Annotated in this window: 14 protein-coding genes and 1 riboswitch; of the genes, 9 read left to right on the forward strand and 5 right to left on the reverse strand. The window is 45.9% G+C overall.

The window, feature by feature from the left end; genetic code table 11:
* Positions 1–888: 888 nt before the first annotated feature.
* Entirely contained in the window at positions 889–1,452 is a 564-nt protein-coding gene (locus tag B0187_RS04370) for a TorD/DmsD family molecular chaperone (RefSeq protein ID WP_078236646.1), read from the reverse strand.
* 50 nt (positions 1,453–1,502) lie between these two features.
* Here B0187_RS04370 and nfo point away from each other — a divergent pair, with 50 nt between their 5' ends.
* Together nfo and B0187_RS04380 are read left to right on the forward strand one after the other, a co-directional pair.
* A complete protein-coding gene (gene nfo / locus B0187_RS04375; protein ID WP_078236647.1) occupies positions 1,503–2,348 on the forward strand; it encodes a deoxyribonuclease IV in 846 nt (281 codons plus the stop codon).
* A gap of 102 nt (positions 2,349–2,450) precedes the next feature.
* The gene (locus B0187_RS04380) at positions 2,451–2,963 is read left to right on the forward strand and encodes a C40 family peptidase (protein ID WP_425432436.1); all 513 of its coding nucleotides are present in this window, start codon (positions 2,451–2,453) and stop codon (positions 2,961–2,963) included.
* A 7-nt stretch (positions 2,964–2,970) separates the two neighbouring features.
* On the opposite strand, the gene B0187_RS04385 is transcribed toward B0187_RS04380, so the two are convergent.
* Both B0187_RS04385 and grcA read right to left on the reverse strand, forming a co-directional pair.
* A complete protein-coding gene (locus B0187_RS04385) occupies positions 2,971–3,423 on the reverse strand; it encodes a LexA family protein (RefSeq protein ID WP_078236649.1) in 453 nt (150 codons plus the stop codon).
* A gap of 180 nt (positions 3,424–3,603) precedes the next feature.
* Positions 3,604–3,987, reverse strand: a complete 384-nt coding sequence (grcA, locus tag B0187_RS04390) for an autonomous glycyl radical cofactor GrcA (RefSeq protein ID WP_078236650.1) — start codon at positions 3,985–3,987, stop codon at positions 3,604–3,606.
* 196 nt (positions 3,988–4,183) lie between these two features.
* On the opposite strand from grcA, the gene ung reads away from it, so the two are divergent.
* From ung to eno, 4 genes are all read left to right on the forward strand, one after another.
* On the forward strand, positions 4,184–4,855 hold the full coding sequence (ung, locus tag B0187_RS04395) for a uracil-DNA glycosylase (protein WP_078236651.1): 672 nt from the start codon (positions 4,184–4,186) through the stop codon (positions 4,853–4,855).
* 131 nt (positions 4,856–4,986) lie between these two features.
* On the forward strand, positions 4,987–6,285 hold the full coding sequence (locus B0187_RS04400) for a nucleobase:cation symporter-2 family protein (RefSeq protein WP_078236652.1): 1,299 nt from the start codon (positions 4,987–4,989) through the stop codon (positions 6,283–6,285).
* 217 nt (positions 6,286–6,502) lie between these two features.
* Positions 6,503–6,628, forward strand: a riboswitch (glycine riboswitch).
* A gap of 98 nt (positions 6,629–6,726) precedes the next feature.
* The gene (locus tag B0187_RS04405; protein WP_078236653.1) at positions 6,727–8,097 is read left to right on the forward strand and encodes an alanine/glycine:cation symporter family protein; all 1,371 of its coding nucleotides are present in this window, start codon (positions 6,727–6,729) and stop codon (positions 8,095–8,097) included.
* A 193-nt stretch (positions 8,098–8,290) separates the two neighbouring features.
* The gene (gene eno, locus B0187_RS04410; protein ID WP_078236654.1) at positions 8,291–9,592 is read left to right on the forward strand and encodes a phosphopyruvate hydratase; all 1,302 of its coding nucleotides are present in this window, start codon (positions 8,291–8,293) and stop codon (positions 9,590–9,592) included.
* 46 nt (positions 9,593–9,638) lie between these two features.
* On the opposite strand, the gene B0187_RS04415 is transcribed toward eno, so the two are convergent.
* On the reverse strand, positions 9,639–9,896 hold the full coding sequence (locus tag B0187_RS04415) for a Txe/YoeB family addiction module toxin (RefSeq protein ID WP_078236655.1): 258 nt from the start codon (positions 9,894–9,896) through the stop codon (positions 9,639–9,641).
* Positions 9,893–10,144, reverse strand: a complete 252-nt coding sequence (gene yefM, locus B0187_RS04420) for a YoeB-YefM toxin-antitoxin system antitoxin YefM (RefSeq protein ID WP_078236656.1) — start codon at positions 10,142–10,144, stop codon at positions 9,893–9,895. The genes B0187_RS04415 and yefM overlap by 4 nt, the downstream gene beginning before the upstream one ends.
* A gap of 123 nt (positions 10,145–10,267) precedes the next feature.
* Here yefM and B0187_RS04425 point away from each other — a divergent pair, with 123 nt between their 5' ends.
* From B0187_RS04425 to oppB, 3 genes are all read left to right on the forward strand, one after another.
* The gene (locus B0187_RS04425; protein ID WP_078236657.1) at positions 10,268–11,206 is read left to right on the forward strand and encodes a LacI family DNA-binding transcriptional regulator; all 939 of its coding nucleotides are present in this window, start codon (positions 10,268–10,270) and stop codon (positions 11,204–11,206) included.
* Between the two features lie 111 nt (positions 11,207–11,317).
* Positions 11,318–12,952 carry an ABC transporter substrate-binding protein gene (locus tag B0187_RS04430; protein WP_078236658.1) on the forward strand — a complete coding sequence of 545 codons (1,635 nt, stop codon included), beginning with the start codon at positions 11,318–11,320 and terminating at the stop codon, positions 12,950–12,952.
* A 302-nt stretch (positions 12,953–13,254) separates the two neighbouring features.
* Complete coding sequence (gene oppB / locus B0187_RS04435; RefSeq protein WP_078236659.1) at positions 13,255–14,178, forward strand: oligopeptide ABC transporter permease OppB; 924 nt, start codon at positions 13,255–13,257, stop codon at positions 14,176–14,178.
* The last annotated feature ends 7 nt before the right edge of the window (positions 14,179–14,185 follow it).

The raw sequence follows: 14,185 nt of genomic DNA on the forward strand, positions 1-14,185 counted from the left end.
GTTTTCTTCTGATTGGACAAGCCAACCACCAAGCTACGTTTGGCGACATCAATGCCGCAATAAATCGGGGTGTTCATCAATAACCTGCCTTGTATGCGAGTTTTTCAATGTGAAGACTAAAAGACTAAATCAACTGTTCGGTTTTGCTGATGAAAGGTTATCCACGCCTTCGCTACGGAACGGGGTTCTTCCCTAGGGGGCTACAAGCTGTGGATAACTAAATCCTGCATTATGTAGGGAAGTTTAGCAGGGTTTTAATATACAAGGGGGCAACAGCGATCTTAGATTTACAAAAATGAAATTAAATCTAATACAAAGGGCGGATATAAAATCCGCCCCTACGAATGGTAATTAATTTTTTGAAGATCGATAATGTTTCGTAGCGGCGGACTTTATGTCCGACAAGCGATCTTTGATTTCACAAATTTCCCAAAATCCCACCTCTTGCCGTTCTCGATTTTGCATTTTCCCCTACCCCGTAGGGACGCCACGCTGGCGTCCCCATAAATTCCCTCAGATTTCTGAATAAAAATTTAGGGACGCGAGCCTCGCGTCCCTACGGGGATTTATTCAAAAATCGATGAAATTTTAAAAAATCTCACCCCTTGTAAAATAAAAAATGATCAACTTCGTCTAAAAAATCATCACTCAAACGGCTTTTTTCAAAAAATTCCCCTCAAAATTTGCTTTTCGCTGATCCGCCAACCTACATTAAGGGATCAGCCGAAAATTTGAAATCCGCATTACATTAGTTCGGCTACCACCCTAACGCTTGGAGGGCGAGCCATTTGCGTGCGGGGGTATGGTGAGTAAGGGTGAGTAAGCAGAGGTTGCGTAAGGCTTGGACGAGCAGAAATTCACAGCCGAAAAGGGAAATCAGTCCGCTTGTTAGCTTTCGCTTTGTTCACTTTCTTCCAACTCGTCCGCCATTGCACCGAGGGCATCACGGGTGAGTTGGGCGAGGGCTTTGTAGAAACCTTGGTCAAAGGCTTCGACTTGTCCTAAGAATTTCCCCATTATCGGTAGCACAAATTGTTCAAAAAAGTCTTGCTGGGCTTGGGTGGAATCGAGGTTGTCTTCAATCCACGAGGCGGTTAAGAGTAGCAAGCCGATGTGATCGGGGGCGGGCAATTCGGGCATTGCTCGGGCTTGGCGGAAGGCGACAAAATCCGCCACCGAGCCGCCGTAAGCAGAAATAGTGGTGGAAACTGAGCCATTTTCCGCAAAAAGTGCTTGATAAAAAGGGGCTAATTCCGTAGGGTTAGCATTTTTTTCAAGGCAAGTTAGAGCTTGCTCGCTTTGGCTGTCGGTGGCTAATGCCCATTGTTGGCGAAGTTGCCCTTGGGAGAGCCACGCAAAAGTGCCAGCGAGAATCGGGTCGGTTGGAGAGCGGTAAAAAAAGTTGCCGAATAAACGGCAGAGTAGTGAAAAATCGTTAATGGTTGTATTCATTGTAATCAAATAAGCTGAAAAATGGCGATTATAAACGAGAGGATTGTAAGATGAAATATATTGGTGCTCACGTCAGTGCCTCGGGTGGGGTGGAAAATGCGGTGTTGCGTTCGGTGGAAATTGGGGCGAATGCCTTTGCGTTATTCACAAAAAATCAACGGCAGTGGAAAGCCCCAGCGTTAAAGGCGGATACGATTGAGAAATTTAAGCGTTTTTGTCAGGTGCATCAGTTTTCGCCCGATCATATCCTGCCTCACGATAGTTATTTAATTAATTTGGGTAGCCCTGATAGCGAGGGGCTGGCGAAATCCCGCGAAGCCTTCATTGATGAAATGGATCGAGCCAATCAGCTCGGTTTGAAATTGCTTAATTTCCACCCTGGTAGCCATTTGAATAAAATCAGCGAGAAAGATTGTTTGGCTCGTATTGCGGAATCGATCAACCTTGCGGTGGAAAAAGTGCCAAATGTGGTTGCTGTGATCGAAAACACCGCAGGGCAAGGCTCAAATTTGGGCTGGCGGTTTGAGCATTTAGCCAAAATTATTGAGCAAGTGGAAAATAAACAACGGGTGGGCGTTTGTTTGGATACCTGCCACCTTTTTTCGGCGGGCTACGATATCAGTTCTTACCAAAGTAGCGAAAAAGTGTTTGCCGAATTTGATCAAGTGGTGGGGAATAGTTATTTGCGAGGTATGCACCTCAACGGATCAAAAACAGCGTTGGCAAGCCGAGTAGATCGCCACCATACTTTGCGAGAAGGCACAATCGGCACGGAAGTGTTTCAATTTATTATGAACCAGCCTCAATTTGACAACATTCCGCTGATTTTAGAGACCATTTCGCCTGAAATTTGGGCAGATGAAATAAAATTTTTGCGATCTTTGGAACTAAATTGATTTGACATTGTCGCATTGAGTAAGCTATCGTTTCGATAGCTTATTTTTATCATTCATTTTTTAATAGGAACAGACCGCTTCATTCGTTCTGGCGAAACAATCATTATGAAAACATTTTCTTTCAAACCTGTAAAAACCTTACTCGTAGGCGTGATGGTCGCCTTATTTTCCCACGCAAGTTACGCAAGCCTCAGCAGTCAAGCTGCGACTCGCTCTCAAATTCAAGCTCAATCTGCCAAAGCCGAAAAAAGCACTGCATCGGTAAGCCAAAAAATTAACAATGTTTACCGCAACTGGGCTGGCACTCGCTATCGTTTAGGGGGAACGAGTAAATCGGGGATTGACTGTTCCGCTTTTGTGCAAGTGGTAATGAATAAAGCCTTGAATAAAAATTTACCGCGTGCAACGGTCGGGCAAAAAACCGTAGGCAAAGCCATTCCAAAATCTTCCCTCAAAGCAGGCGATTTAGTCTTTTTCCGCAATAATAAACACGTTGGGGTTTATGTCGGCAACGGCAAGTTTGTTCACTCGGGTTCAAGTACGGGCGTAACCACCAGCTCACTGTCAAATCGTTACTGGTCGAAAAACTACACTCAATCTCGCCGCGTGATGTAATGAAGCATTAAGCCGCATAGCGTTTTTCTAAAAACGGTGTGCGGTCTCGCATTTGATGCACCACATTGGTAATAATCCCTGCGATTTTCACTTCATTCCATTCACGAATTTTCAAATTTGGCTCACGTACATCAAGAGAAAACAGCACTTTCTCTTTTTCGCCTTGGGCATTTTCAATTTCGTTGAAGAATTGGTAAAAACGATACTCGCCATTTTTTTCAAGCACGAGCAGATCATTAACTAAATAATCTTCGCCTTTTTCCACTACTACAACATCATTTTGATCGATCCCCCACGCAATCAGATGGGCGTTTTTCACTTGGATAAAAAAGGTTTCTTTCGGTCGTCTAATGCAAAGGGAATTAAGATCTAACTTGATCGCCACATTTGCATTATAATCACGGTAAGTTGGCACAAATTGGCGTGGTAATTCACGGGTATCACGAAATAAGGTAGCCATTGCAAGATCCTCTAAATAACTGTGTTTTAATACAGGTTATTCTAGTGATAAAAAATACAGTGGTCAATACTGTTTGCGATCTTTTTTGGATATTTTTACAGTAATTTCGGATCGCCCATTAAAAAACCCTTTCGGGAAGATCCCAAAAGGGTTTGTGAAAACCAGTTAGAATGCCTAGAATTAGAGGCTTTCAGTGAATGTACGAGTAATTACATCACGTTGTTGCTCTGGGGTGAGTGAGTTGAAACGCACCGCATAGCCTGAAACACGAATGGTTAATTGCGGATATTTCTCTGGGTTTTTAACCGCATCTTCTAAGGTTTCACGGCGTAACACGTTTACGTTTAAGTGCTGACCACCTTCCACTTTAATGGTTGGGGCAACGTTTACTGGCACTTCACGGTATGCAATTTCGCCTAATTCGCTTAATGCAACCACTTGGTCTTCTTGATAGTCGCCTTTTGCCACTAAGCAGCGAGCTTGGTTGGTGCTTTCATCAAGCAACCAGAAAGAGTTAAGTAGGTTACGGTTGGTTGATTCAGTAATTTGAACGCCTTTGATCATAATAAATTCCTCATAAAAAGAAGTAAAAAGGGAAAACTATAAAAAAATTTTAATTTTTCAACAAAATTTGAAACGCATTTTAGCAGAGATGTAGAAAAAAGCGACTATTTTCAAAAATTTTTACAAAAAAGACCGTTTGTTGCATAAAAAATAGACTAATTTATAAAATTTTTTGAATTTAAATAAGGAAAACCAAATGAAAAGCTGGACAGACGCCATCGGCGAAGAAAAATCCAAACCCTATTTCCAACAAATTTTACAGCGAGTTCAGGCGGAACGAATGGCAGGCAAAACCGTTTATCCCCCCGCCAATGAAGTGTTTAGTGCCTTTGCCTTAACCGAATTTGATCAGGTAAAAGTGGTAATTTTAGGGCAAGATCCCTATCACGGATTCAATCAAGCTCACGGCTTGGCGTTTTCGGTGAAACCAAGCATTGCACCGCCGCCCTCGCTCATCAACATTTACAAAGAGTTGAGCCAAGATATTGCGGGTTTTCAAATTCCTCGCCACGGCTATTTGATCGATTGGGCAAAGCAAGGCGTGCTGCTACTCAACACAGTTTTGACGGTGGAACACGGCAAAGCCCATTCCCACGCCAATTTTGGTTGGGAAACCTTTACCGATAAAGTGGTGGCTCAACTCAATCAGCACCGTGAAAATCTGGTTTTCCTGCTTTGGGGAAGCCACGCCCAACGCAAAGGGCAATTTATTGATCGCCAACGCCATTGTGTTTTAACCGCACCACACCCCTCGCCGTTGTCGGCACACCGTGGCTTTTTCGGCTGCCGCCATTTTTCTAAGACCAACGATTTTTTGCAATCGAAAGGCATTGAGCCAATCAACTGGCATTTACCGCCGGAAGTGTAAAATTTTCCACAATCTACCCGCTTGCAAGCGGGTTTTTCTTACAAAATTTCTGCTACGCAACCGTTTGCGGAATCGTAAAAAATCCGTATAATGCACGCCATTTTTTATCTCTCAACTTTTCGGGTCTTACTATGCAAAAATTGCTTTATCCTGTTGATTCCAAACCACCGTTTGGATTAAGCCTTCTTCTCGCCGCACAGCATTTACTCGCCGCCCTCGGTGGGATCATTGCTGTGCCATTAGTGATCGGTAACGTGCTGAAATTGCCCACCGCTGATACTATCGTGCTGGTGAATGCGGCGTTACTCGTATCGGGGATTGTTACCATTATTCAATGTCAAGGTATCGGACCAATCGGCTTGCGTTTGCCGAGCGTAATGGGGACGAGCTTTACTTTTGTTGCCGCCGCCCTTGCGATTGGGTTTAGCGAATACGGCGTGTCGGGCATTTTGGGGGCTTCCCTCGTTGGCTCGCTCGTGATGATTATCGGCAGCTTCTTTATGCCTTATGTGCGTAAATTGTTCCCGCCAGTCGTAACAGGCGTGGTCGTGATGATGATCGGTTTGAGCTTGATCCCCGTGGCGGTGGACTGGTTCGCAGGCGGTCAAAAAGGCGATCCGCAATATGCTGATCCTGCCAACCTCGCAATGGCAACTTTCGTGTTGATCCTCGTGGTGATCCTCGTGCAATGGGGCAAAGGGATCTTCTCAGCAGCGGCGATTGTGATCGGAATGATGGTCGGCTATGTGGTCGCTCTCTGCTTAGGTTGGATCAACTTCGACAGCGTGAAAAACGCCGAATTATTCGCCTTGCCACACCCCCTTTACTTCGGGCTTTCGTTCCCAATTTCAGGCATTATCGGAATGAGCATCGCCTACCTCGTAACCATTGTGGAATCAAGCGGTAACTTCCTCGCCCTCGGCAACGCCACCCAAACGGAAATCACGGGCAAACACTTGCGTGGCGGTGTGTTGTGCGACGGCTTAGGTTCGGCGTTAGCGGCGATTATGTCCACCACCCCATTCTCATCTTTCTCACAAAATATCGGCGTGATTTCCCTCACGGGCGTAGCAAGCCGTTATGTGGTAACCCTAATGGGCGTGTTATTGGTGTTGGCGGGCGTATTCCCTGTGTTCGGGGCGTTAATCGTCTCAATCCCAAGCCCAGTGCTTGGCGGTGCAGGCTTAATGATGTTTGCAATGATCATCGCCGCAGGGATTCAAATGCTCGACAAAGTCGAACGCAGCAAACGCAACGGCTTAATCATCGCGATCTCAATCGGCTGCGGCTTAGCCGTAACCACCCGCCCAGAACTGCTCGACAAATTACCTTCTTTCTTCAAAGAAGTGTTCGGCTCAGGCATCACCGTCGGCTCGGTGCTGGCGTTGGTGTTGAACTTAGTGTTACCACACGAGAAAATGGAAAAATAACTGCTTGAACCTAGAATAAAAAATCCGCCGAACAGTAATGAACGGCGGATTTTTTCATTTCATTTATTAAATTTATTCTTAACATCTCTAAAAATTTTGCTAGAATAGCACTCGTCCCATTTGGGACGTTCGGACGAAGGTAGCTGGAGAATGGGGCAACCCATACCGACGAGGTAAAATCTTTCAGGTGCAAACGTAGTTTGTGAGGACAGTTACTGGACGAACCCTTGGAGAGATCCACTCTGCGTAAATTTGCTAAATCGCAGAAAATGGACGCCGAAGGCGAAAATGCAGATAGCCTTATCTGCGTGAAACGCTCAGGCAAAAGGACAGGGGAGAAAAGGTTTCGCAAGCGGTGCAATTTCGCAAAATTTTTGCAAATCCGACCGCTTGTCTGTTCTTTTTCTTTCCTTGTAAGCAGTTTTTACGAGGAATTATCAAATGTCTATCGACACCATTCTTAACACAATCAATAGTCTCGTTTGGGGCGTGCCGTTGTTGGCGTTGCTTTCGGGCGTGGGCGTTTATTTCACTTTTAAACTCAAATTAGTGCAACTTTTCCAGTTGCCACGTGCTTTCGTTTATATGTTCAAGCCCGAAAAAGGGGCAGGGCAGACGGGGGATATTTCCGCCTTTGCCGCCCTTTCGACCGCATTAGCGGCGACTATCGGCACGGGTAATATTGTGGGGGTGGCTACGGCAATTCACGCAGGGGGGCCAGGGGCGTTATTTTGGATGTGGCTGATCGCTCTATTCGGAATGGCGACCAAATATGCCGAATGTTTGCTTGCGTTGAAATTCCGTGGGCGTGATCGAGACGGCTTCGTGGCGGGCGGCCCGATGTACTATATCGAACTCGGTATGGGCAAAAAATGGAAATGGTTGGCGAAACTGTTTGCGATTTTTGGGGTAATGGTCGCCCTATTCGGGATCGGCACATTCCCACAAATCAACGGGATCACATCTTCATTGCACGACACCTTTAACGTGCCAGTGTTTGCGAGTGGTGCGGTGCTAACGTTGGTGGTCGCAATGATTATTTTAGGTGGGGTGAAACGCATTTCCAAAATTGCCAGCGTGGTCGTGCCGTTTATGGCGGTCGCCTATGTGGGAACGTCCGTGCTGATTTTAGCCCTCAACGTGGATAAACTACCTGCCACTATCGCCTTTATCGTGGAATGTGCGTTCAATCCGCAATCGGCAATCGGCGGCGTGGTTGGCTTTACCGTAATGCAAGCGATCCAATCGGGCGTGGCACGCGGTATTTTCTCAAATGAATCGGGCTTAGGTTCAGCCCCAATCGCAGCGGCGGCGGCTCAAACCAAAGAACCTGTGCGTCAAGGCTTGATCTCAATGACCGGCACATTCTTAGACACCATCATCGTCTGCACAATGACAGGCTTAGTGATCGTCCTCACGGGCGTGTGGAAAGGTCCAGCGGAAGGGGCGGCACTCACTAACTTGGCGTTTTCGCAAGGTCTCACCAGCTCAATCGGGGCGGTGATCGTAACCGTAGGCTTAGTCTTCTTTGCGTTCACCACCATTCTCGGCTGGTGCTACTATGGCGAACGTTGCTTCGTCTATCTCACAGGTGGACGCACCAAAGGGATCAAATTCTACCGCTTCACCTTTATCCTACTGATTGCGGTCGCCCCGTTCATCAAACTCTGCACCATTTGGACGATCGCCGACATCGTCAACGGCTTAATGGCATTCCCAAACCTGATCGCCCTCGTCAGCTTACGCCATATCGTGATCGAAGAAACCAAAAGCTACTTCGAGCGATTGAAAAGAGGCGAAATTCAAGGTTAATTAACACTAAACAAGGGGTAAGATTGTCGAAATTTTCGATAATCCTACCCCTTGTTTTGCCGCTTGCCCGAAGTAGATCAAGATTTTGCCAAAAAAATGTGAACTACATCACTTTTTACAAGACAAAATCGCAAAATCCCTTTACTATATCGCCCATCTTTTTTCATTAAATCTCAATAGAGGAACATCAACAATGGCTAAAATTGTTAAAGTAATTGGTCGTGAAATCATCGACTCTCGTGGTAACCCAACCGTTGAAGCAGAAGTACACTTAGAAGGTGGCTTCGTAGGTCTTGCAGCAGCCCCGTCTGGTGCATCAACGGGTTCGCGTGAAGCGTTAGAGTTGCGTGATGGCGACAAAGCGCGTTTCTTAGGTAAAGGCGTTCTCAAAGCAGTTTCTGCGGTAAACAACGAAATTGCGAACGCGATTTTAGGTAAAGATGCTTGCAACCAAGCTGAAATCGACCAAATTATGATCGACTTGGACGGCACTGAAAACAAATCAAAATTCGGTGCGAACGCGATCTTAGCGGTTTCATTAGCGAACGCGAAAGCAGCGGCGGCGTCAAAAGGTTTACCACTTTACGCGCACATCGCTGAATTAAACGGCACCCCAGGCGTTTACTCTATGCCACTTCCAATGATGAACATCATCAACGGTGGTGAGCACGCAGACAACAACGTGGACATTCAAGAATTTATGATTCAACCTGTTGGTGCGAAAACCTTAAAAGAAGCACTTCGTATCGGTGCGGAAGTGTTCCACAATCTTGCGAAAGTATTGAAATCAAAAGGCTTGAACACCGCAGTGGGCGATGAAGGTGGTTTCGCACCAAACTTAGCTTCTAACGCAGATGCATTAGCTTGTATCAAAGAAGCGGTGGAAAAAGCAGGTTATGTGTTAGGTAAAGATGTTACCTTGGCGATGGACTGTGCTTCTTCTGAGTTCTACAACAAAGAAACCGGCAACTACGAGTTAAAAGGCGAAGGCAAAACCTTTACTTCACAAGAGTTCACTCACTACCTTGAAGGTTTATGCAAAGAGTACCCAATCGTGTCTATCGAAGATGGTCAAGATGAATCTGACTGGGAAGGTTTCGCATACCAAACCAAAGTATTGGGCGACAAAGTGCAATTAGTGGGCGACGATTTATTCGTGACCAACACCAAAATTTTAAGCCGTGGTATCGAAAACGGTATCGCCAACTCAATCTTAATCAAATTCAACCAAATCGGTTCATTAACTGAAACCTTAGCGGCGATTAAGATGGCGAAAGATGCAGGTTACACCGCGGTTATTTCTCACCGTTCAGGCGAAACCGAAGATGCGACCATTGCGGATTTAGCAGTTGGTACAGCAGCAGGTCAAATCAAAACGGGTTCAATGAGCCGTTCAGACCGTGTGGCGAAATACAACCAACTTATCCGTATCGAAGAAGCTTTGGGCGATAAAGCACCATTCAACGGTTTAAAAGAAGTGAAAGGTCAAGCGTAATTCGTTTACCTTAAATAATCCAAACCCCACAGTGATGTGGGGTTTTTTATTCGTAATGATAACGGCAAGCGGCAATCAAAATCGCTTGATCTTTGATCGTGTAAACAAGCCGATGTTCTTCATTGATTCGGCGAGACCAAAATCCCGCTAAATTATGTTTCAGCGGTTCAGGCTTGCCAATTCCCTCAAAGGGTGAGCTAGTAATCGCTTTAATCAACTCATTGATCCTTTTCAGCATTTTTTTATCCGTTTGCTGCCAATAGAGATAATCATCCCAAGCGTGGTCAGAAAAGGTAATGTTCATTCGATCAATTCCCTTGTTTGTCCTTGATTGGCATTGAGCTGGCGGATTGATTCAATCAGGCGTTGAGCATTTTTCGGCGACCGTAGCAAATAGGCGGTTTCTTCCAAAGAACGGTAATGTTCAAGGGAAATCAGCACGCAATTTTGCCCGTTTTGGCGAGTAATCATAATCGGCTCTTGGTTTTGCGTAGTGCGAAGCATTGTTTGAGCCAAATTTTGGCGAGCTTCTGAATAGGTAATGGTTTCCATTGGGTTTTTCCTGAAATTAAGTTGTACGTTATTTTGTACAATTAAAAAGCGTTGTCAATCAAAATCTTGCAAGCGGTATTTTATGCTAAAATTTCGCCCATTTTATTTAGGTCAAATTGAGCGATGAAATTAACGATTAAAGATATTGCTGAGCGTTGTCAGGTGGGGAAATCCACCGTATCGAGGGTGTTGAATAACGATCCCAAAGTCAGCCCCGCCACCCGTGAAAAGGTGCAGGCGATGATTGCGGAACTCGGCTTTCAGCCCAATCGCAGTGCAAGGGCGATGCGAGGTTCCGTTGAGCCTGTGGTGGGCGTGATTGTAACTCGCCTCAATTCAACAGCGGAATCGCAGACATTGAGTGCGATTTTGAGCGAGCTTTACTCCCATCAAATCACGCCGTTGATTGTGGAAAGTCAGTTTCAGCCTGAAACGGTGCAACATCAGCTCGAACTGTTCCGCCAACGCCAAATTAACGGCGTGATTTTATTCGGCTTTTCGCAACTGCCCTTGAATATTATTCAACAATGGCAAGGACATTTGGTGCTGGTGGCTCGTCAATATCCCGATCTTTCTTGCGTTTATTATGATGATCACAATGCGATCACAGCGTTGCTTGATCGACTTTATCAACAGGGACACCGCCAAATTGGCTATCTGGGCGTGCAAGATCAAGATGAAACCACGGGGCGACAACGCACGGAAAGCTATCTGCAATTCTGCCAACGGCACGCTTTAACGCCCAATTATGTGCAGGGCGATTTGAGCTTTGAGAGCGGTTATCAGCTTTGCCCACTGTTGCTGGAAAAGCCCACTTCGGCGATTGTGTGTGCCAGTAGTAGTCTTGCGGTGGGGGCGTTGAAATATCTGCAAAAAAATCAAAAAATCCTACCCCTTGCTTGCATTGGGCAGAACAGTTTATTGCAATCGTTCGCCCCTGATTTGTTGACCCTAGATTTTGGCTATCCGCAAGCAGGGCGATGGGCGGTGGAATTATTATTGCAACAATTCGCAGGCAATTCGGCAACGGAACAGCGAAAAGTGCCGTTTGAATTAACCTAAATTTAACATTTTTAACAAAATTTGCACTTACAAAATTGAAAATGCTTTACAAAGGGTAGGTTTTCGGGTATCTATGGTTAGTCTTTCCATAAAAAACTTAGGAGAATTGTGATGAAAACCTTTACTCGTACTTTACTTGCCTCTTTGGTGGCGTTTGGCGTGTCGGCAACGGCGTTTGCAGCGAAAGTGCCAGAAGGCACGGTGCTTGCCGAGAAGCAAGAAATCGTGATCAACAACGGGGCGGAGCCGTCAAGTTTCGATCCGCACAAAACCGAGGGCGTGCCTGAGAGCCAAATCGCCTATCAACTTTTTGAAGGGTTGGTTACAGTCGATAGCGACGGCAAAGATCAACCTGGGGTAGCGGAATCGTGGCAAAGCTCGCCCGATTACAAAACGTGGACGTTCAAACTGCGTAAAGATGCGAAATGGTCGAACGGCGATCCTGTTACCGCCCACGATTTCGTTTATTCTTGGCAACGTTTAGTCAATCCGAAAACCGCCGCCCCTTATGCGAGTTTCTTAACTTATCTACAAGTGGAAAACGCCCAAGACATCATTGACGGCAAAAAACAACCTGCGGAATTAGGCGTGAAAGCCGTTGATGATTACACCTTTGAGGTCAAACTTTCCGCCCCCGTGCCGTATGCGATTGGCTTAACCACGCACACTTCGCTCTTCCCAGTGAATAAAAATGTGGTGGAAAAATTTGGCGATGCGTGGGTCAAAAAAGAGAATTTTGTCGGCAATGGTGCTTATAAATTAGTCGATCACGTGATCAATGAGAAAATTGTATTTGAGCGAAATCCAAATTACTGGAACGACAAAGAAACGGTGATCAATAAAGCAACTTTCCTTGCGATTGAGAGCTTAAACACCGATGTGGCTCGCTACCGTGCCGGCGATGAAGATATGACCAATTACGGTTTACCGCCAGAAATTTACCAAAAACTCAAAAAAGAGATCCCAAATGAAGTGTTTACCGTCAAAACACTTTCCACCTACATTTACGAACTCAACAACAAAAAAGCCCCATTCAATGATGTGCGTGTGCGTCAAGCGTTAAACCTCGCCCTTGACCGCAATGTGATCACCGACAAAGTGTTAGGGCAAGGTCAAACCCCAGCCTATGTGTTTACCCCACCTTACATTACCGAAGGGAATTTAATTGCCAACCCAGCTTACGCCAGCGAGCCAATGGCAGAGCGTAAAGTGAAAGCGAAAAAATTGCTGGAAGAAGCAGGGTTTAGCAAAACCAATCCGCTCAAATTTACCCTGCTCTATAACACCAACGAAAACCACAAGAAAATTGCTTTGGCGGCTTCTTCCTTGTGGAAAGCGAACACGGACGGCTTAGTCGATGTGAAACTGGAAAACCAAGAGTGGAAAACCTACTTGAACACCCGCCGTGAGGGTAAATCGGAAGTGGCTCGTGCAGGTTGGGCGGCAGATTACAACCAAGCCACCACCTATGTGAACTACTTCCTCTCAAATTCAAGCAACAACACCGCTTTCTACCAAAGCAAAGCCTATGATGAAGCAGTAGCGGAATCTTACGCCGCCACCGATGCCGAGGGCAGAGCGAAAGCCTACGCCAAAGCGGAAGCGATCCTCGCCCAAGATGCCCCGATTGTGCCTGTTTACTTCTATGTAAACACCCGTTTGGTGAAACCTTATGTGAAAGGCTACGAGGGCAAAGATCCGCAGGATAACATCTTGTTGAGAAATCTTTATTTGATTAAGCAGTAAGGCTTGGCAAGCGGTGGGATTTGAGGAAATTTTCACAAATCCTACCGCTTGTTTGATCTACTTTTCTTTGCTTCGCCAAAGAAAAGTAGCAAAAGAAAGGCGACCCCGAGCATTTTGCTTTGTTTCGCTTGTTTCTAATTTCTACGGTCGATTTGTAAACTCGCTTGCTACGCAAGCTCAAACAGTACAAATCGCCCTTGAAATTGACGAAACCGCTCAACGCAAAATGACGGGGAAATTTGTTCGAGCAAGAATTTAGATTTGCGAGAATTTTAGGTTAAAAAATAATCATCGTAAGTAATATGCTCAAATTTATTCTTAAACGTATTTTAGAGGCAATCCCAACCCTGTTTGTGTTGATTACCTTTTCCTTTTTCTTAATGCGGCTTGCCCCTGGGAGTCCGTTTACTTCGGAAAAAGCCTATCCGCCTGAGGTAATGGCGAACATTGAGGCGAAATATAACCTTGATAAACCTGTGGGCGAGCAGTATTTGATTTATCTGAAAAACCTCGCCCAAGGGGATTTTGGTCCTTCGTTCAAATATAAGGATCAAACGGTGAATGATCTGCTGGCGAGTGCCTTTCCTGTTTCCGTGAAATTGGGCGTGGCGGCATTTGTGGCGGCTGTGTTGATTGGATTATCGGTCGGTACGATTGCGGCACTTCGGCAAAATAGCTGGCTGGATTATCTGCTGATGAGCTTTGCGATGACAGGGATTATTATGCCGAGTTTCGTATTTGCCCCGTTGTTGGTGCTATTTTTCGCCATTCATCTGCAATGGTTGCCCGCAGGCGGTTGGAACGGCGGACAGCTTTACTATATGGTGTTGCCCGTGCTGTCGCTGACGATTGGCTATGTGGCGGGCATTGCACGGATTACCCGTGGCTCAATGATTGAGGTGCTACATTCCAACTATATCCGCACCGCCAAAGCCAAAGGCTTGCCGACTTCTCGTATTCTGCTCAAACACGCCCTTCGCCCTGCTTTGTTGCCCGTGGTAAGCTACCTCGCCAACGCCTTTGTGGGAATTATCACGGGATCGCTGGTGATCGAAAGCGTATTTGGCTTACCAGGGATCGGGCAACTGTTTGTGAATGGGGCGTTAAACCGTGATTATTCGTTGGTGTTGAGCCTCACGATTTTGGTCGGCACGCTCACCATTCTGTTTAATATGATTGCGGACATTCTCTACGCCGTGATCGATCCGAAAATTCGTTACAGCTAGGGGGGCA

The sequence above is a fragment of the Haemophilus paracuniculus genome, from assembly GCF_002015115.1.
GTDB lineage: Bacteria > Pseudomonadota > Gammaproteobacteria > Enterobacterales > Pasteurellaceae > Haemophilus_E > Haemophilus_E paracuniculus.

Bases quoted from the DNA above. Each gene is read 5' to 3' on its own strand.
- B0187_RS04370 (WP_078236646.1), bottom strand. From the start codon at position 1,452: ATGAATACAACCATTAACGATTTTTCACTACTCTGCCGTTTATTCGGC.
- nfo (WP_078236647.1), top strand. From the start codon at position 1,503: ATGAAATATATTGGTGCTCACGTCAGTGCCTCGGGTGGGGTGGAAAAT.
- B0187_RS04385 (WP_078236649.1), bottom strand. From the start codon at position 3,423: ATGGCTACCTTATTTCGTGATACCCGTGAATTACCACGCCAATTTGTG.
- grcA (WP_078236650.1), bottom strand. From the start codon at position 3,987: ATGATCAAAGGCGTTCAAATTACTGAATCAACCAACCGTAACCTACTT.
- ung (WP_078236651.1), top strand. From the start codon at position 4,184: ATGAAAAGCTGGACAGACGCCATCGGCGAAGAAAAATCCAAACCCTAT.
- B0187_RS04400 (WP_078236652.1), top strand. From the start codon at position 4,987: ATGCAAAAATTGCTTTATCCTGTTGATTCCAAACCACCGTTTGGATTA.
- B0187_RS04405 (WP_078236653.1), top strand. From the start codon at position 6,727: ATGTCTATCGACACCATTCTTAACACAATCAATAGTCTCGTTTGGGGC.
- eno (WP_078236654.1), top strand. From the start codon at position 8,291: ATGGCTAAAATTGTTAAAGTAATTGGTCGTGAAATCATCGACTCTCGT.
- B0187_RS04415 (WP_078236655.1), bottom strand. From the start codon at position 9,896: ATGAACATTACCTTTTCTGACCACGCTTGGGATGATTATCTCTATTGG.
- yefM (WP_078236656.1), bottom strand. From the start codon at position 10,144: ATGGAAACCATTACCTATTCAGAAGCTCGCCAAAATTTGGCTCAAACA.
- B0187_RS04425 (WP_078236657.1), top strand. From the start codon at position 10,268: ATGAAATTAACGATTAAAGATATTGCTGAGCGTTGTCAGGTGGGGAAA.
- B0187_RS04430 (WP_078236658.1), top strand. From the start codon at position 11,318: ATGAAAACCTTTACTCGTACTTTACTTGCCTCTTTGGTGGCGTTTGGC.
- oppB (WP_078236659.1), top strand. From the start codon at position 13,255: ATGCTCAAATTTATTCTTAAACGTATTTTAGAGGCAATCCCAACCCTG.